Raw genomic sequence first — 18,823 nt, forward strand, 5'->3', positions numbered from 1 at the left:
GGTTTTTGTGTGTTTTCGTGGAAACTAATAGTAAAGTAAAAAGACAAGGATAGCACATTTTCGCAAGTTGGTGAGGCAGAAGGACCGAAACTAAAAGACTTTATCGATAGGTAATATGAGGAAGATGATATTTATGAAAATGGTATTTTATATCAAACTACACACGACGAGGGTAGAATCGTAAACGGAGAATATGAGTACAATATCACAGACCATCTAGGCAATCTAAGAGTAGCCTTCAAAGATTCACTAGGAATAGCCAAGATTACACAAGCTAATGCCTACGGTGTTTGGGGGGAAGATTTACCAACTTTGAGTTATCAAAATAACTCGAACTTAAATAATTTTAAGTTTACAGGAAAGGAAAGCTTACAAGGAACTGGCTACACAGATTTTGGAGCAAGATGGTATGATAATATTGTGCCTAGGTTTATCACTATTGACCCACTGGCGGAAAAATTTACCCCATATTCACCGTACAGTTTTAGCTTTAATAACCCTGTTAGATTCATAGACCCTGATGGTCGTGCACCAGTTGATATTACCCTTTTAGGAGCGAACAATTCAAGTGTTACGGTAAAAACTGATTTGGTAGATTTAAAAATAAATGCCAGTGGTTTAGGTGTAGATTTTGGTGGAAACTATACACTTTCGGGCAATGACATTTTACAAGCTGCCGTAGATGTTGGAGGTGTTTTTGACCCTACTCCAACCTTAGATATTTTAGGGGCTTCACTTTCTGCTAAGAGTGGCGACTATTGGGGAGCTGCAGCCAGTGGTTTAGGTGCAGCTTTGCCATACGTTGGAGATTTAGCGAAAAGTGGCAAAATTGCAAATGGTATTCACAAAATTGAAAATGCTATTGAGGCAGCTCAAACAGGCTTAAAAGAAGGTGATAAATTAGCAGGTACTTCAAGAGCGGCACGACGTGAAGCTATGAGAGATGCAGGAATTCCAACAAGTCAACAACCTCTTTCACAATCAAAAAATGCGTCAGGGCGTGAATATACCTATGAAGTTCCTAAAAATGGCGGTGGTAAGCAGACCAAATCGGTTCAACAACAAACATTAGATAGTAGTCATCCAGGTCAAAATCATTGGGAAGCAGGTAAAGTTAGAAAAGATGCTGATGGAAATGTTAAGATGAATAACTATGGAAGACCAAGATTAGACAACGAAAAATCAAAAGTGAACTACTGATGGAAACAAACGAACAAAAAAAACGAAGATTATACGGAAAACAAGATTTACCTCTTTATTTAGGGGAACTTCATAAAATTCTGAAAAAGGAAATAACAGCTTCTATGTTATTGTCAATTATAGAGACTGATAAGATTCGTGAACAAAATCAGGCTAAACAATTAAGATATTCTTCAAAAATCCTTTTTACTGATAAGGATAAGTTAGAAAATATACTTTTAGAAGACCTTGACGAAGTAAACAACAAGTACTATGTATTTACCTCATATTCCAAAGATTGTGGAACTATTTTAATAAACTTACTTCGAGAGTTTAATTTTGACTTTTCTTTCAAAGATGTTCCTTCGGGAATTATAACGCTTACAAGAGAAGATTTACTAAAAGAAATAGTTTTAGACTTTTACGAGGAAAATAAAATACAATATTTAGATATTGAAATTTTGCATAAATAATAAAAAAGCCCCTATTTGGGGCTTTTTATTGACAAATATATCCAAAGTGGTAGGATAAAATTAACCAAAAAAAATTATTGAGCGACTGCCAAATTTTGTTCAAAGAAACTTTGGAAACGCTGTTTAGTGAGCATAGTATCAATAATATTCATTACAATATCTATCTCTAAGCCTATGCAGGAGCATTGGTAATGAATGCCAATAACAACCTAACCAATAGCCTATTCAGCTATAAACTAGACTACGAAGAAGACGGCACATACTACGACGGAAATATCAGAAACCAATATTGGAAAAGCAATATCGACGGTATCCAAAGAGCCTATCAATACAACTACGACGGGGCTTCTCGCATCACCGCTGCCACTTATGGAAGTACCAAAGCAGGAGAAAACTATGCCCTAAATAATGTAACTTATGATGCCAATGGCAATATCCTTAGTCTTAGTAGAAATGGGGCAACAAATACCAATTATACCAGTTTTGGCAATGTCGATAACCTAACTTACACCTATCAAACCAATTCTAATAAGCTCCTAAAAATTCAAGATGCCACCATTGGCAATCCAGACTTAGGCGATTTTAGAGATGCTACTAATACCGATAATGATTATGAATATTGGGAAGATGGTAGTCTGAAAAAGGATAAGAACAAAAAGATAGCCTCCATCACTTACAATTATCTCAAACTCCCCAAAACAATAACATTCGACAACGGAAGAACTATTACCACCCAGTATGATGCACAAGGCTCAAAACTCAAAAAAATAGATTCTAATGGCGAAATAACCGATTATGAAGAAGATGAGATTTATGTAAACAACGTTTTATACCAAACCTCCCACGACGAAGGACGAATTGTCAATGGTGTGTATGAATACAATATCATAGACCATTTAGGCAATCTAAGAGTATCACTCAAAGACTCCGCAGGTATAGCCGTGCCTGTTCAAAGCCTATTCTACGACCCTTGGGGACTTTCCATGAAGGGTATGCAGATAAACAAAAATTATGCTAACTTTAACAAGCACCAGTATAATGGTAAAGAGTTACAACTAGAAACAGGATGGAATGATTTCGGAGCAAGGATGTATGGAGCTGCAGAAGGACGCTGGTTTGTTCCTGACGCTTTGGCCGAGAAATTTACTGCTTGGTCGCCATACAATTACGCCCTAAATAATCCTGTTAATATGCTTGATGAGGATGGAAATTTGCCAATCCCATTTTTTATTATTAATTATTCCAATGGGAAACCAACTTTTGCAAGCTTATCTAACATTGGGGCTGGATTTGTAGCTGGTGCTACAGGAATATCAAGAGCGCAACTAATGCAAGTAAGGTGGGTGAACCATACTTGGAATCAAGGACGTGCGACTTTCCCTTTTTCGGCAAAAAGTCAAAATGCAATGACTCTTTCCAATGACAAAGTAGTTTATGATGGGAATCTAGAAAATGCCTCTGTAACCTATTGGGCATCACTTGCTGGACATGAATCAATACATACCCTCCAGTACAGCAATTACGGAACTCTACCATTTTTAGCAAAATATATATATGATTACCTAGATTCTGAAGAAAGTGGGTATGAAGCTTACTTTAGTATTCCTTTTGAAAAACAAGGACATGAAATGGAAGATGATATTACCCAATTTTTTAAATCAAATAGTGAAATATTCAATTCAATCTATAATAACTCAAGCTTAAGTAGTAACCAAAAAGCTGATAAGCTACAAGCATTGGCTATTAGAGAAGTTGCGATTACCAGACTCCATAGAACAAAAGGGGTAATAAATGATGCTTTGAATAGACTTAGTGCAGATAGAAGTTATGCTCGCCGTCAAAGAGGTATGCTTTCTAAGGTACTGAGAGGTTTAATAAATAAAATAGATGATGAAATTAAAACCAAAGAACGTGAAGCTAATGAACTTGACTAATAATGTTTCCAAAAGAATATACCTCTTATTGTTCGTTGTAGGAGCATCAGGATGCTTTAATTGCGAAGACCATATAAATAATGATATAAAACCAATGTTTTTAAGGGCAAAGATTACAGCAATCGACACAATAGAATATCGTCCATTAAAATTATATTTTTCTTCACAAAAACTTGGAGAACGAAGTATCCAGTTCAATGGCTGCAGTTATCTTGATGTTTTTCAAATAACTGATAAAATTCAAATCGGTGATAGCTTGATTAAAGAAGTTGGAACTGACACATTCAAAATAAAACAAAATACAAATAAAATATACTCTATAAGATACCATTGTTGTGTTAGATAGAATTGTTACGATTTAAAAGTTAAAAATTAGTGAGAATATCTAACTTTAAAAACGTAATATGAAACGAAGAGCCAATTTAGCCCAACCGGAATTGCCAAATATGTAAATGGTAGTCTCTACCAGATTTCGCACGACGAAGGGCGTATCAATGCACAAGGACAGTACGAGTATAATATCACAGACCATCTAGGTAATCTAAGAGTATCACTCAAAGACTCCGCAGGAATTGCCACGCCTACCCAAAGTATTTTTTACGACCCTTGGGGTTTGTCGATGAAAGGGATGGCAATTACACGAAATCCTACTAATTTCAATAAATTTCAATTCCTAAATAGGGAAACGCAATTTGAAACAGGCTATATAGACCTGATTCACAGGCAATTTGACCCTACTATTGCAAGATTCATAAGTCAAGACCCTGTAATAGAAGGACAAGAACACTTATCTTTGTATCAATATGGGTGGAATAATCCGATTTTACGATCTGACCCCGATGGTGATTGTCCTTTTTGTCCGAACTTGATAGCAGAGGGAGAGACTCAATGGAATGCTTTAAAAACAACAGTCTCTAAAGTAGCAAATGATGTTGGTGATATTATTGAAAAGGCTTTAACTTTTACTGATGTAAATGATGCTACGGTTTTAGTAACCTCTCTCACAAGAGGTAAAGATGCTATAAATATTGACGGTCAAAAAGCGACAACAGGCGATAAAGCCATGGCTGGTGTAGGAATAATAGTACCTATAGTTAGCGGTAGTGTTGCAAAGAAAAGCATAAGTTTCATTAGCGACAGAGCAGTTGGAGCGTACAAGTCACTACAAGGTAAATTTAATGAGGCTCATCATATTATTCAAGATGCAGCAGTCAAAGATATTCCAACATATAGCAAACGAGAAGCCCCCACAATTCATTTAAATGGTTCTTCAAAAACAAAAGGAACTGAACATAATTTAGCAACACAGGCTCAAAATAATAGGAGACAGTTAGGAGATGGTGGAACTTATGGAGCGGAGAGAAGAATTGCCTATCGTTCTCTAAGAGCAGCAGGATTAACTCAAAATGAAGCAAAAGAAGCTATAAAGCAAGCAGATACATATTTTCAAAGTTTAGGTGTGACAACGAGTACAACTACTCGTATTCCATATAAGAGACCATAATTATAATGAACATAGAAATGATTAAAAAAGTGATTAGGGAGTTGCTAGAATCTCTAATAGAAGGACATTTTGAACAAGTCTTTAAGAAAGATTTTGTAAAAAAAATATCAATTGAAGATATAAAAGATGAAATTTTAGCATATCCAGGAGTATTGACTCTTCCTCCAATTGAAAAACTAAACAATTTAGATTTATATGATACCAATTTTGAGAACCAACTTTGGGTTGACATTCCTCTTTGGTTTAACAATGAGGAAAGCGATCTAACGTTGAGTTGTTTAGTATATAATATTGATAATGAATATCATTACTCTATTGAGGATATTCATGTACTTTAGCAAGTGTTACACATATACAAACAAAACATACTAAACTACAAGTACTTGGAGAACTCAAACGATTTACAATCAAACAGAAAACCTCTTTTCCGTTCAATATGGCTCAATAAAAGAAGGAATAATCTGGCTATATTCTTACAGAGTGAATACCCTTGACTCCTAGCAGGTCAAGGGTTAAAAGTGAACGAACTTGTACTAGGGTTTAATGTGCTACCATTGATAATAATTCCCTTGTTTATAGACAGGTGTGCCATCATATAAGTATCCATACTCAGTGGTCTTGTTAGTATCCATTTTATAAGCATAGATGTCATTGCCTGCATAAACAGCTAAAACCGTATTGGTATCTACTCCATATTCATTGTAATTGTACATATATGATGCAGAAAATGGTTTTGTATCGAATACCCAGTCATCATAAATTTTGTATTTAAAGACGATTTCACCATTTTCTAAAAAGCCTATTGCCATAGGATGTGATACAAACTCCTGAGCAGACTTACCATCTTTTTGACCATATACACTTCTACCATTCCAATCATCGACTACAATTGCCGTATTAACTCCATACTGATTTGTGGTGTTGATAGTATCATCATTTGGCGCATCTAGGTTTCGTTTTTTCGTTGTTAAATCCGTCACTTTTTTAAGCGAAGACGTAAATTTATTCTCCTTTGTGGTGGTTGATGATGAGGCTACACTCCACCATCCTTTTGCTTTTCCGATGAAATATAGTATAGTGACTACTATAGCCAATACGACTACTCCAATATATTTTTTCATGTTGTTATTGTATCTGTATATGTCCCTTATCATAGTCGGTTGCCAACTTTGCGGCTGCTTGTGCTTTTAAGCTTCTCAAACAGCGGAGTGTAGCTAATTTCATTCAGGTGTTTGTTATCACAAATCAGTTTGCAAAGAATGAAAAACAATACTTCAACTCAATCACAATCACCCTACCCGTTGCGGATAGCGATTCACAAATAATAAAAAAAACGCCTTATTGGGATTATCAAAAATATATAAAGATTATTATAAATATAAAAAGCTGGAGTAATAGTATAGGGTATCGTGCCAGAGGATGAGTATCAATTATCTCTGTTTTCTCCCAATCCTGATAATAATGCAAGAAAGGTCATGCAAGTATTGGATGCCATAAACCATTCGAATGGAAGAAACAAGTTGAAGTTAGCTGCTCAGGGTTTTGATAGAACATAGAGGGTGAAAAATGAGAGGCTGTCACAGCGGTTTACTACACGATTTGATGAGTTGTTGGTTATAAAAATTTGATGCTAACCTAATTCAATTATTTCTGTTTCATTATATTTAAACTCAGTAGTTCTGGTATTAAAATAGTAACTTTGTAAAAACTTTATTTTAATAAAATAAAGGGATTAATTTTCATATTATTCAAATTTAGTTGTTTAATAGCAATTAAAAACAATAAGTAAAACTATAAATCAATAATAGAATGACGAACCTTACGAATCTACACAAGGAAATTGGAACAGCTAAAGATAATAGAACAAGTCCGATACACGATTGGTATAGATTTACGGCAGGATTCTCGTACAAGTTAGTAGATAAGATAATTTTAGAAGAGAAGCTAAATAGCAAATCTGTTATATTTGAGAGTTTTGCAGGATGCGGAACAACTTTGGTATCTGCTCAGAAACATAGTATACCTGCGGTAGGAAATGAGGGCCAAGAATTATTGATTGACATTATAAATGCAAAATTAAATTGGAATGTTTCTCTGGATAATCTGGATTTTCACTTTCGTGAGTTATTCAAACTTATAAACGATTTTTCTAAGAGTTATACTTATCATAAACTTTTAGAATCTCTGTACACAAAAGAAAATTTATTTCAACTTTATGTTATTAAAGATTACATAAATTCTATTGATTCAGATGTAAGAATTTTTCTTAAGTTGGCACTTACTCAAACCTTACATAAGGTTAGTATTCATCCAATAGCAATACCTTATATTTCAAGGAGCAAATATCTTAAAAGTGAGCTAAACGCATACGCGACGTTTTGTATAACTGCTCAGAAAATGATAGTCGACCTTGAAAAGTTTAGAGGTATCGAAAGGAGTTCGTTCGTGTATCACCAAGATTCGAGATTATTAAACCCAAGTATACCTGATAATCATTGCTCAATTTGTATAACGTCTCCTCCTTACCTAAATAATTTGGACTATGGGGAGGTATCTAAAGTTTGTTCACATTTTTATGGAATTACAGATACATGGAATGATATTACAGAAAATGTCAGAAAAAATCTAGTAACAGGTGCGACAACACACTATAAAGACGATGATTTTGAATTTGCAAAATGGATTGAGCAAGATTTTTATCTTCAGAATAAGCAAATTGTAGATGAGTTATTGCCTGATATTCAAAGAATAAAAGAAATTAGTTATACTAAGAAAGGTAAAAAATCATTTGATTTACTAGCTCTGTATTATTTTGAGGATATGTATAGGGTTTTGGTGGAAATGAGGCGTGTTTTAAAGCCTAGAAGTAAGGCTTTTTTGGTTTTGGGTGACTCTGCTCCTTACGGTATTTATATTGATACCACTAAAATTCTAGGAGAGATTGCTTTGAATATAGGTTTTGAAAACTATGAAATTGTTAAAATTAGAGAAAGAGGTACAAAATGGACATCTCTAAAACACAGGCACAGTTTGACTTTATCGGAAAATATATTGATTTTACGCTAGGTTTATGAATATTACACAACGAATGATAATACCATTGCTATCTGATGAGGATGCAGGCAGAGATTATTATAAATGGTCTTTCGTATTTGTATATTCTTTAGAGAGCATCAAAGATTTATATTTACTTGTAAGAGAATATCCTAATGAAAACCTCAAACAAATCACAATTAGATTTAATGAAAAGCTGACAACATCTGATAAGTGGAATGAACGTAAAGTACTGGAGTACTTAAATGCACTTGTAAAATTTGATTTAGTAATAAAGGATGAGAGTGGATATAGCTTAGCCTCAAACTTATTTATAAACTCTAAGCTTTTCGAGCCACTTACTGAAAGTGATTTTAATGATTTACGTTCGGTTTTTTTTTCCTATTTTCGATTTAGAGAGTGTTCCTCTTTTTTTACTAATATTGGTAATTTAGAATGGTTTAATTTTGAATTATTTTCCAAAAAAAACTTTTTAAATGATTCCAAGCCCTTGTATTACTTTAGTGATAAGCATAAGGCAACCAATTGTTTCTTATCAGACGTAAATGGAAATGTTTTAAGTTATGTTCTGGAAAATGAAGCTGCGATGAGATTTTGGGATGTTTTTGTAAAATGGGGTGTATCTCTAAGGGTTCTAGAGCGTTTCAATATTAATAACATCATAAATCATGGGATGCCAAATGAGGTATCGATTTGCTATTTTATTAATGAACCTGTTAATTTTAATTTATGTGAATTTATTATTAATAATTTTACGAGTAGACATATTTGGATACCTGAATTGATATATAAGGTTGCTCTGAATTACAGATTTTCTGTCGAAAAAATTAAAGAGTTAATAATCAGAGAGATTACAAGTAATAAAGATTTAACTTTTGAAAGAACATCTGAAATTTTTCTGATAAAAGGGAAAAATAATATTAAGCGAATAAATTCTGCGACTTATTTATTCCCCAAATTAAATAATAGTTTTATTTCACATCTAATTATACGAAAATGATAGACTTTCTTCAACAAAAACGTGAATTAAACACCGAAGATAAATATAAGGTTTTTAATTTAGAGTCAAATCCTTTTCCAAAATCTGGGACAGCTAATATAAATGAATCAACCGAAAGAACAATAGGGCTAATGCCCGTTGATAAAAATGTTCTGAATAAGCTTATAGATTTTATCGGAGATTCTCTGTATTCTGAAGACACAGAAGACCAGAAACTTATCGGGACGATTTCTGGAGATTATGGTACAGGAAAAACTCAGCTTTTACTTTTTGCTAGGTCATTGATTTTAAATGAACCCAAAAAATCATATGTGCTCTACATTAATAATCCTGGCACTAAGCTTTCTGAATTAGTGGGTTCTGTAATTGAAAATATAGGTCATGAACAATTTAAGAAATTTATTTGGGGCCAAATATTAGAGTCAATTAGTAAAAATGAAGAATATATTAAAAAATTAAATGTACTTCCTCTGAGTAAACAACAATCACTTTTCGAAGACAATAATAATGCAATAAATCAGCTTGATATAGAGAGTACCGTAAGTTATAAATTATTTATAGATAGATTTATTGGGCTAGTTGAGAATAAGAGTACAAGGAAATTATTTGAAGAAACACTAAAGCCTATTGTTTTGGAAATTCTTCGAGTTAAGAATGGAGATGATGCAGTTATTGCAAATTATTTTTACCAACTAATTGTTGATGAGTTTGGAGTTAACAAAACTTGGGAAAGTTTAACTTCTGGAAGTGGCATAGGCCTTGATAAGAAAGTTGTAAAGTTATTGAATGCTATAATATCTATTGTGAGAGACCAAGGATTTCAGAGGTTTTATTTATTGGTAGATGAATTTGAAGATATCACTTCTGGTCGATTAAGCAAAAAGGAACAAGATAACTATACCCAGAACTTAAGAACATTGATTGACAAAGAGAGACGTTGGTGTGTACTTTTTGCTATGACAAGTAATGCACTTGAAGATATTGCCAGATTATCTCCTCCTTTATATGATAGATTAACTGATAGGAAAATTCTAATTCAAAGGATAACAAATGAGCAAGCTAGAGTTATTACATATAGTTATTTAAGTACGGCACGGAAAGATGAAGCAGACTCTATAGTTGACTCCAATATGAATTTGTATCCATTTACAATTGATGCTATTGATGAGGTGAACAATAAGTCTCTGGGTTCTCCAAGAATTTTCCTAAGAAGTATGTATCAAATACTTGAAAGAGCCGTAGAGTTTAAAAGTACTATTAAGCTAATTGATAAAGATTTTATAACAAAACACCTAGACTGGATATAGAATGATACCTGAAGACTTTAAAATTAAAGTAGCATTAGATACAAATGTGTTAGCATATTTAATTGATAATACCTATCCCAATTTAACTAAATTCATTAAGAAGTTGTCTGAATCTGATTTTATTGAGTTAATCTGCTCAAGATTCTCGATATATGAATTTATAGGTGTTAGAAAGCTTGAAAACTATCTCCGAGAATTCGTTGCTCATAGTCATCAACAAAATGGTGTTGTTAATTTTAGCTCAGCTTTAAAATATAAAAATGATTTCAATTTCCCAGAATTACCATATTCTTCTGTTTCAAATACTGTAAGGGATAGTGTTGAAAATGAATTAAATAAGCTTTTGGATGACTTTGGAATAACCTATGAGAACGTCGACATTCATGCAGGACTATGGAATCCACATAAAGATTTGGTACTACTATCTAAAATATCAAAAGAAGATAGTCTATTGATTCTTTCATGCTGTTATCCTGAATTAATGAAGAAACAAGATTATGTTGTTTTTTTTACAAATGATAATCAGATGAAGAGAGCAATCGATGAAAATATTGTCACTGATGTTTTTGAGAGTAACGCTATAGCTCGACCACAAACTATATTATTAAGTAATATCGTAAGTGGAATAGATAGTGATTTAACTAAGACTACAGAAAACGATGGGTTACAAATCGATGATATAATAAAGTCATTCATCATAGAACATGTACAAAAAAAATGTAAAAATCTTTTTCTAGGTTCTATTACAAAGCCATCCAGTAGGTTTAACGGAGAACTTCTATGCTTTAAAATATCCTCGGATACTATTACCTTACCTAATGATGTATTTTTATCGATATTGGATGTTGAAAACTTAAAGTTTTATCATCATAACCAAAAATTTAAAGATTTTCATTGTGACGGAAAATCGATTGATAATTATCCTGCAACTTTGAATAATAATAGTATTGTATCAGTTAAATATATTATTCCACAAGTCAATACTGATAATCAACAAGGCAATACTTATAATCAATATGTAAAAACAGGAAATTATGTTTTTCTACATCCAGACAATTGATTTTTGTAATTTAATTGGAAAAAAATAATAATACACAATTCTATTCTAATAATAGAAATTAGAGATGTGTCAATCCTTTTATTTTAAGTTAACTCTAAATGAAGTGATTGACACATTTCTTGGTTCAAGAGAAATAAGAAAATTTATTTTACCCTATTCGAAATACAATTTTTAAAAACTATATCTATTTTTAAAGTTTTGATGATTTCTATTTCTTTCAAAATATCTTACATCATCTTGGTAAAGCTGATGATTTCAGAATGTAAGGTACTACTGTCCTAGCGCAGCTACCATTGATAGTTATCCCCCCATTTATAAACAAGTCTACCATCATACAAGTAACCATACTCAGTGGTCTTATTGGTATCTATTTTATAAGCGTAAATATCGTTCCCTGCATAAACAGCTAAAACCGTATTGGTATCTACTCCATATTCATTGTAATTGTACATATATGATGCAGAAAATGGTTTTGTATCGTATACCCAGACACCATCCGATCGATATTTATATACGATTGTACCGTCCTCTAAAAAACCTATTGCCATAGGATGTGATACAAACTCTTGAGCAGACTTACCATCTTTTTGACCATATACACTTCTACCTTGATTACAAATACCATATCAGAGGTGGGCTAAAAGGCATCAACCTCGATGCCAATAACAACCTAACCAATAGCCTATTTAGCTATAAGCTCGACTACGAAGAAGACGGTACATACTACGACGGAAATATCAGAAACCAATATTGGAAAAGTAATATCGACGGTATCCAAAGAGCCTATCAATACAACTACGACGGAGCTTCTCGTATCACCGCTGCCACTTATGGAAGTACCAAAGCAGGAGAAAACTATGCCCTAAACAATGTAAATTATGATGCCAATGGCAATATCAAAACTCTTTCAAGAAATGGAGCAACGAATACCAATTATACCAGTTTTGGCAATGTCGATAACCTAACTTACACCTATCAAACCAATTCTAATAAGCTCCTAAAAATTCAAGATGCCACCATTGGCAATCCAGACTTAGGCGATTTTAGAGATGGTACTAATACCGATAATGATTATGAATATTGGGAAGATGGTAGTCTGAAAAAGGATAAGAACAAAAAGATAGCCTCTATCACTTACAATTACCTCAAACTCCCAAAAACAATAACATTCGACAACGGAAGAACTATTACCACCCAGTATGATGCACAAGGCTCAAAACTCAAAAAAATAGATTCTAATGGCGAAACAACCGATTATGAAGAAGATGAGATTTATGTAAATGGCAGTCTCTACCAGATTTCGCACGACGAAGGACGTATCAACGCACAAGGACAGTATGAGTATAATATCACAGACCATTTAGGTAATCTAAGAGTATCACTCAAAGATTCCGCAGGCATTGCCGTACCTCTTCAAAGCCTATTCTACGACCCGTGGGGCTTGTCGATGAAAGGGATGGCAATTACACGAAATCCTGCTAATTTCAATAAATTTCAATTCTTAAATAGGGAAACGCAATTTGAAACAGGCTATATAGACTTGATGCACAGGCAATTTGCCCCCCAAACGGGACGTTTTACCTCTCAAGACCCCGTAATAGAAGGACAAGAACACTTATCATTGTATCAATATAGTTACAATAATCCGATTTTACGGTCTGACCCTGATGGTGATTGTCCTTTTTGTCCTGCTATTCCTTTCTTACCTGAAATTGGTGCAGGTGCAATTGCTGTAGGAGAATATATAGCAGGCTCTACTTTAGGTTTAGGAGTGGGAGCAGGTTTAACCAAGTTAGCAAACTCTGGTGTATTAGCATGGCGGAAATAGTGTTGTGCCATATTATGCTCAAATGAAGGCTAAACAAGCCGACAAAGGTGTGCATACGTCACATTTGCAGACTGTGCCAAAGCTTGGAACTTGTCAATGTCGTAAAACAAAGCTCTCTTCTAAATATTACTGATATGCAAACGCCCGCCAATTGCGAATTGGTGGGCGTTTTTGTATTACTAAAGGTAAATAAATTAAAAACTTAATAAACTAAAAGCTACCATTGACTAACCTTCAAAATATACTTTTAAAAGAGAAGAGGACTTAATCTCAAACAATTTATTAATGCTAATAGGTTTTTGGATAAAATCTATAACACATGGATATATTTGGGCTCTGAGTTTATCGCTTTCATCAATAGAAGACGATACAATTATTACATATATTTTACATGATAAATTATTATGTGTGATGTACTCTAAAACACCCCATCCATCTAACTCGGGCATATTTAAGTCCAAGAAGATAATATGTATATCCTCAGAGTGGTTATTTTCTGATATGTACTCTACAATACCTTTTCCGTTTAAAAATTGATTAGGTGATGGAGTAATTTCAGCTTTTTTCAATAGTAATTTATGAAGAAGTTGAATGGCACTATCATCGTCGACAATTGAAAAATGTATTTTAGTAGAAATAGTGTTGAAGTTTGGAGTGGTATTACGCTCCATATCTTGAATTATGTACGTTTTTTGTGTAATGTCCTTAATTATTTGATCTATCTCAAAAGCTGAAGATACAATGTGTTCAAGACATTTGTTTAGCTCTCTTGGATTATCGAAACCATCCTGAATCAACATGGCTAATCCCATCAGTCTAGAAAGTGGTGCTCTTACTACATGAGATTGAATCCAAGCAATTTCTTTTAGTGATTTATTTTGAATTTCGACAGCCTTAAAATACTTATTCCGTTCTGTGATATTGTGTGCAATTTCAAATATTAGGTTTTGCCCACCTACATTCAACATACAACAATATACCTCCATATCGAATATTTGACCAGTAGACGTTCGATGTTGTACCTCAAATTTTTGACGTTCTAATCTACTTAGTACTTCAAATTTACGTGTAAGATCATCGTGTGAAATATTTACATCAAGGATATTAAGTTTCAGAAAATCATCTTTCCCCCAACCGTAAAATTGAACGCAGGCCTCGTTGGCGTCGATAAACTGTCCGTTGTCTGGATTAATCAGATACATTATCGATGCACTATCTTGAAAGATGCTTCTGAAGCGATTTTCACTCTCTAATAATGCTCTCTCAGTATTTTTCCGCTCAGTAATATCTACAATTATGGCAATAAAAATTGGACTACCGTCGATTTCGATGTATTGTAAATGAACCTCTACATCATACTTAGTCCTATTTTTTCTCAAGTGTATTGTTTCAAAGATAAGTTTATCTTTTTGATGGTTTTTTAATGGCTCTATCAAGGAAAGAAACTGCTCATGACTTATCAGAGGTTTTAGATCAATAGGAGTTAGTTTTCTTAGCTCTTCTAATGTATAGCCTATATTGGCTTGAGCAGCTTGATTGACATCAATAAACTTTAAAGTATTCGCATCAAAAATAAAAATTTCATTTAGTAGATTTTCAAAAATATAGCTAAACTTAGAAATCTCATTTTGAGCAAATTTTTCTTTTGTTATGTTTTTACTAAACACAGCAACACCGACAACCTCTCCATTCACAATAATTGGGTTCATGGAAATTTCTAAGTAGAAGATTTTATCAATGGTAGGAACTGTGTCGTTAAAGTGTAAAACCTTATTTTGTAAAACTTGATAATACCTATCTCGCCAAAGATTTTTAAGGCTCTCAGGCAAGCAATCTAAGATATTAGTTCCTTTCTCTAAACGATATCCAAATGAGTAGAGAAAATCTCTATAAACAATCTCATTGGCATAGATTATTTCGTAGTCTTTGTTAATTGACCAGATACTTTCAGACGAACTATCAAGTATTGCTTTCAAATTAGCCTCACTATCTTTAAGAGCCTTTTCAGTTAATTTTAAATGCGTTATCTCAGTACTTTGACCACCTATTCCAACTATTAGGTTATTTGCATCTCTTATAGGAAATTTGACTGTCAAAAAAAGTTTATGATTCTCGCCTTGAGTAACAATGTCTTGAACACTCAGTGTTTTTTGTTCATCAATCACTAGTTTATCTAATTCAGAAAATTTCTTGGCTGTTTCATGAGGAAAAAAATCAAAGACAGTACGTCCTAAAGACTCTTCTTTTTTTAGACCAGTAAGTAACTCCCAATTTTTATTAACATTTATGTATCTACCCTCTAAATCTTTTACGTAAATAACAGAACCACTATTTTCTATTATACTTTCTAAAAGTAATTGTCCTTCTTTGATTGTGTCTAGGTCAAATTGTCTGTGTTTTATGTTCTTTAACATTTCGCCTATCAAGGTGAGTATTTGAAAGTCAAAGTCCTTAGTTCGATTAGTAGTATTGAGAAATGTAAGTCCAACAAAACCAATACATGATTCTTCAGCATATATTGGAACAGTAAAGATATTTACGTTATTATAGTTTGTGAAATATGAGTCTCCTATTTGATGCTTCTGAAAATATGATTCTATTTCGCTTATGTTACCATTTTCACCAATATTATAACTATCTAAAGGACGGTCTCCCTTTCTCCAGTGATATTGCTTTCGATAAGTACCATTTTTCGTGTCATAATAAACAACAAATAAACATTCAGCCCTCATAAATTCTCCAACTTTAGCCAATGATTCCTTAATCTTCTCTTCGACAGTATCCAATGAAATATTGATAAATGTTAAGAAGATGTGCATTAGCATCTCTTGGAGTTTATTCGAAAAGTTAAGTTTATCTATCATGACCTTTATTTCAGTAACGTCACGACGGATGCCTTCTATAGCAATAAGATTTCCTTCACTATCTCTTACTGGAACATTTCTTTGCTCTACCCAGATAATACGACCATCCTTTCTTTTCCAGCGAACAGTAACTGGGGATTGTAAATTAATATTTCCATTAATCAATGACTGAATGATTGACTTATCATCCTCATGGACGATTTTTAAACCGAGATTGGGGTCATCATAGTACTCTTTTGGAGTGTAGCCTGTGATTACAGTTACTGATGGGCTTATGTAAGAAAATTTTCTTTCAGGTAAGAGTTCATACCTGTAAATGACGTCTTGTAGATTTTCAGTGAGTCTTCGATATTTATATTCACTTTCACTAAGTGTATCAATAAATTCTTTTCGCTCAGAAATATCTGTTAATGTTGCAAATACCCTATAATCATCCTTGTCATCTGTTAAATACTCTATTTGTGTAGATATGCTCATCCATCTAATTTCTGAGCTTTCTTTGTTTTGTAGCCCAACTACTTTCTCTCGAATTTCTTGTTTTTTAACAACTGCCTGTATGATTGGAAGTTGATTAAAATCAAGTAATTGAAACGTTTCATCTACTATGTTGACATTCAAAACAAGCTCAGTCCAATATTTTATACCTTTGTTCTCTAACCCAAAAAACTTAAATGCACTTTGATTAGCCTTCAGGATCTCAGCGTTCTTATTAAGATATACTACTCCATCTGTCATGCTTTCAAAAATGTTATGATACTCTTGTTCACTAGTTCTGAGTTGATACTCCATTTGATGCCTAACTTTGACATTTTGAATTAAATCTTTCGTCAAACGGAGTAATGCAATTTCATCTGTTTCATAGACCTTTTTTTTCTTATCCGATAGCATAGACAGAAAACCAACAAGACTTGTATCTTTCTTTATAGGAAGTATTAGAATATTCTCAATTTCTAAAAGCTGTAGGCTCTTAATAAGTTCTGTATTAAAGTTAAGAGTTTCTATGTCTTCAACAAATAACAAATCCTCTTCTAATGCTTTCGGAATAAGATGTTCAATGTCAGAAACTTTAAAGGTATCAAGAATCGTGAGGTTTGTATGTTTTTCAATAACTGTTGAGGATGTCCAAGCATTGACCTCTCTGTAGTGTAACTGTGTGTTATCTATTTCGTAAAGTAATACTTGTAGGCAACCTACATAATTACCAATTGTCTCCAAAATCAAATCAACCCCATCATTATTAGAAAAAGGATAATTCATGAATTTATTCGATAACTCAATTATCGTTGTCTGAAAAAGTTCATTGCGTTTTTGTTTCTCTGCAAATTGTATTTGAATTGTAATATCTTTGGCAAGACCAACATGTCTATAAACATTTCCTGCTTGGTCATGTAATGGAAATTTTTTCAAGTTAAACCAACGTTCATTCTTTTGGACTTTAACCCTGAAGGTTTGATTGAATGGAATATAACTAGTTTTAAGGTAATTCTCTTGAGCTTCTTTTAGGGGAGGTATATCATCTGGATAAATGTATTGAGATATATGTAATAACTTACTCTCATGATTATTGATATCTTCAAAGATGTCTTTGAATTTCTTGTTACTATACAGCAACTTATCATCGTTTTCATCTCTTATCCATAAGATGTCGTTCACATTGTCTGAAATCTCTCTAAAATTCTGGAGACTTTCTAAATAAGAATTTTGAATTTTTATCCGCTCCGTTACATCTAAAAATGTGATAATACAAGTATTCATCGCAAGCATAAAGCTTACCTCACATATCTTTATCTCTTTATTTTTACAAGTTATCTGACATTCAAACGGTTGAACAATATGTTCTTTATTCAGTGTTGGATAAATATTTTCATACCAGTTTAGGTCTGCAAAATTGCGGTCAGTATCCGATGGAAAAGCACAATTCAACCAATCTGTGACACTCGAAATATCATCAGAATTATAGCCGAAAAAATTAATGAATTGATCGTTAAAAAAAAGATTATTACTTTCAAGGTTGGAGACAAGCATTGCGACTGGTGCTTGCTGAAAGAGCTGTTTACAGTCGGAAATTGTAAGCTTGTCGGAAAATTGTAATTCCTCATTATGTGGAGAGCGCATTCCTAAATCTTTAACAAATAGAGCGTAGTTCTCCTCAAATTTGTGTAGATATATTTCATGAACTCTTCCTGTGAGAATATACACTGACTCTGGAATATGAATGCATGATTTTGAGGCTATTTCAGAATTTATTTCATCAAAATTAATTCCTCTATAATCCTCAATGAGTTCGTGAAGGTTTTTGTAGTCCTCTTTATTTTTCCAAGCATTAATTTGGAAAAAACTTGACCTATCTTCAATGATTAAGTTCTTATTAAACTCTACGTACTCATAATTTAATATACTCAATTGTTGTCTATAAAAATGGTTAGTCATAACAAAATGGCGGTTTTATTATATATATGCTGAAATTATGTTGTAATTTATAATAAATATAAAATAAGTATAATTAGTGATAGGTGAAAAATTACTGATTGTTGTCATTGAATGGATATGTTCGGAAGATTTCAAAGAAGATTTCTGACTTCCAATTTAAAGCCTACCTGAGTTATTAAGTATCCATCGA

General features: G+C 33.0%; 14 protein-coding genes. 11 read left to right on the plus strand and 3 right to left on the minus strand.

The features are described 5' to 3' along the window. The first annotated feature begins 264 nt into the window (after positions 1–264). The 5 genes from FLEMA_RS76520 to FLEMA_RS0107120 all read left to right on the plus strand — a co-directional run bounded on the left by FLEMA_RS76520 (position 265) and on the right by FLEMA_RS0107120 (position 5,428). Positions 265–1,200, plus strand: coding sequence for an RHS repeat-associated core domain-containing protein (locus tag FLEMA_RS76520; RefSeq protein ID WP_262486531.1), 936 nt, complete (start codon positions 265–267; stop codon positions 1,198–1,200). Next, positions 1,200–1,652: a hypothetical protein gene (locus FLEMA_RS0107100; RefSeq protein WP_052354001.1), complete on the plus strand. Its 453-nt coding sequence runs from the start codon at positions 1,200–1,202 to the stop codon at positions 1,650–1,652. Before FLEMA_RS76520 ends, FLEMA_RS0107100 begins: the two co-directional genes overlap by 1 nt. 191 nt (positions 1,653–1,843) lie before the next feature. Beyond that, positions 1,844–3,586, plus strand: a complete 1,743-nt coding sequence (locus FLEMA_RS0107105; RefSeq protein ID WP_026994865.1) for an RHS repeat domain-containing protein — start codon at positions 1,844–1,846, stop codon at positions 3,584–3,586. Between the two features lie 592 nt (positions 3,587–4,178). Continuing rightward, complete coding sequence (locus FLEMA_RS0107115; RefSeq protein ID WP_262486532.1) at positions 4,179–5,090, plus strand: RHS repeat-associated core domain-containing protein; 912 nt, start codon at positions 4,179–4,181, stop codon at positions 5,088–5,090. A gap of 5 nt (positions 5,091–5,095) precedes the next feature. Further along, a complete protein-coding gene (locus FLEMA_RS0107120) occupies positions 5,096–5,428 on the plus strand; it encodes a DUF7668 domain-containing protein (RefSeq protein WP_026994868.1) in 333 nt (110 codons plus the stop codon). A 210-nt stretch (positions 5,429–5,638) separates the two neighbouring features. Here the strand turns inward: FLEMA_RS0107120 and FLEMA_RS0107125 are convergent, their stop codons facing one another. Further along, a complete protein-coding gene (locus FLEMA_RS0107125) occupies positions 5,639–6,211 on the minus strand; it encodes a hypothetical protein (protein WP_044171039.1) in 573 nt (190 codons plus the stop codon). Positions 6,212–6,565: 354 nt separating this feature from the next. Between FLEMA_RS0107125 and FLEMA_RS77340 the strand changes: the two genes are divergently transcribed. From FLEMA_RS77340 to FLEMA_RS0107150, 5 genes are all read left to right on the plus strand, one after another. Then, complete coding sequence (locus FLEMA_RS77340) at positions 6,566–6,646, plus strand: DUF4113 domain-containing protein (protein ID WP_081681273.1); 81 nt, start codon at positions 6,566–6,568, stop codon at positions 6,644–6,646. Between the two features lie 253 nt (positions 6,647–6,899). Further along, positions 6,900–8,156, plus strand: coding sequence for a class I SAM-dependent methyltransferase (locus tag FLEMA_RS0107135; protein WP_044171041.1), 1,257 nt, complete (start codon positions 6,900–6,902; stop codon positions 8,154–8,156). A gap of 4 nt (positions 8,157–8,160) precedes the next feature. Next, on the plus strand, positions 8,161–9,144 hold the full coding sequence (locus FLEMA_RS0107140; RefSeq protein ID WP_026994872.1) for a hypothetical protein: 984 nt from the start codon (positions 8,161–8,163) through the stop codon (positions 9,142–9,144). Continuing rightward, positions 9,141–10,451: a BREX system ATP-binding domain-containing protein gene (locus FLEMA_RS0107145; protein WP_026994873.1), complete on the plus strand. Its 1,311-nt coding sequence runs from the start codon at positions 9,141–9,143 to the stop codon at positions 10,449–10,451. Before FLEMA_RS0107140 ends, FLEMA_RS0107145 begins: the two co-directional genes overlap by 4 nt. A 1-nt stretch (position 10,452) precedes the next feature. Beyond that, positions 10,453–11,511, plus strand: coding sequence for a hypothetical protein (locus FLEMA_RS0107150; protein WP_026994874.1), 1,059 nt, complete (start codon positions 10,453–10,455; stop codon positions 11,509–11,511). A gap of 287 nt (positions 11,512–11,798) precedes the next feature. Here FLEMA_RS0107150 and FLEMA_RS77100 read toward each other — a convergent pair whose 3' ends face one another. After that, positions 11,799–12,059, minus strand: coding sequence for a hypothetical protein (locus FLEMA_RS77100; RefSeq protein WP_026994875.1), 261 nt, complete (start codon positions 12,057–12,059; stop codon positions 11,799–11,801). 5 nt (positions 12,060–12,064) lie between these two features. Here FLEMA_RS77100 and FLEMA_RS0107160 point away from each other — a divergent pair, with 5 nt between their 5' ends. Beyond that, on the plus strand, positions 12,065–13,339 hold the full coding sequence (locus tag FLEMA_RS0107160; protein ID WP_026994876.1) for an RHS repeat domain-containing protein: 1,275 nt from the start codon (positions 12,065–12,067) through the stop codon (positions 13,337–13,339). 227 nt (positions 13,340–13,566) lie between these two features. On the opposite strand, the gene FLEMA_RS67805 is transcribed toward FLEMA_RS0107160, so the two are convergent. Next, positions 13,567–18,633 (minus strand): PAS domain S-box protein, encoded by a 5,067-nt coding sequence (locus FLEMA_RS67805; protein ID WP_044171044.1) that lies wholly within the window; start codon positions 18,631–18,633, stop codon positions 13,567–13,569. Between the last annotated feature and the right edge of the window lie 190 nt (positions 18,634–18,823).

It is taken from the genome of Flectobacillus major DSM 103 (assembly GCF_000427405.1).
In the GTDB taxonomy this organism is placed as follows: domain Bacteria; phylum Bacteroidota; class Bacteroidia; order Cytophagales; family Spirosomataceae; genus Flectobacillus; species Flectobacillus major.

Coding starts and splice junctions, on each gene's coding strand:
- FLEMA_RS0107100 (WP_052354001.1), top strand. CDS start 1,200: ATGGAAACAAACGAACAAAAAAAACGAAGATTATACGGAAAACAAGAT.
- FLEMA_RS0107105 (WP_026994865.1), top strand. CDS start 1,844: ATGAATGCCAATAACAACCTAACCAATAGCCTATTCAGCTATAAACTA.
- FLEMA_RS0107120 (WP_026994868.1), top strand. CDS start 5,096: ATGAACATAGAAATGATTAAAAAAGTGATTAGGGAGTTGCTAGAATCT.
- FLEMA_RS0107125 (WP_044171039.1), bottom strand. CDS start 6,211: ATGAAAAAATATATTGGAGTAGTCGTATTGGCTATAGTAGTCACTATA.
- FLEMA_RS77340 (WP_081681273.1), top strand. CDS start 6,566: ATGCAAGTATTGGATGCCATAAACCATTCGAATGGAAGAAACAAGTTG.
- FLEMA_RS0107135 (WP_044171041.1), top strand. CDS start 6,900: ATGACGAACCTTACGAATCTACACAAGGAAATTGGAACAGCTAAAGAT.
- FLEMA_RS0107140 (WP_026994872.1), top strand. CDS start 8,161: ATGAATATTACACAACGAATGATAATACCATTGCTATCTGATGAGGAT.
- FLEMA_RS0107145 (WP_026994873.1), top strand. CDS start 9,141: ATGATAGACTTTCTTCAACAAAAACGTGAATTAAACACCGAAGATAAA.
- FLEMA_RS0107150 (WP_026994874.1), top strand. CDS start 10,453: ATGATACCTGAAGACTTTAAAATTAAAGTAGCATTAGATACAAATGTG.
- FLEMA_RS77100 (WP_026994875.1), bottom strand. CDS start 12,059: ATGGCAATAGGTTTTTTAGAGGACGGTACAATCGTATATAAATATCGA.
- FLEMA_RS67805 (WP_044171044.1), bottom strand. CDS start 18,633: ATGACTAACCATTTTTATAGACAACAATTGAGTATATTAAATTATGAG.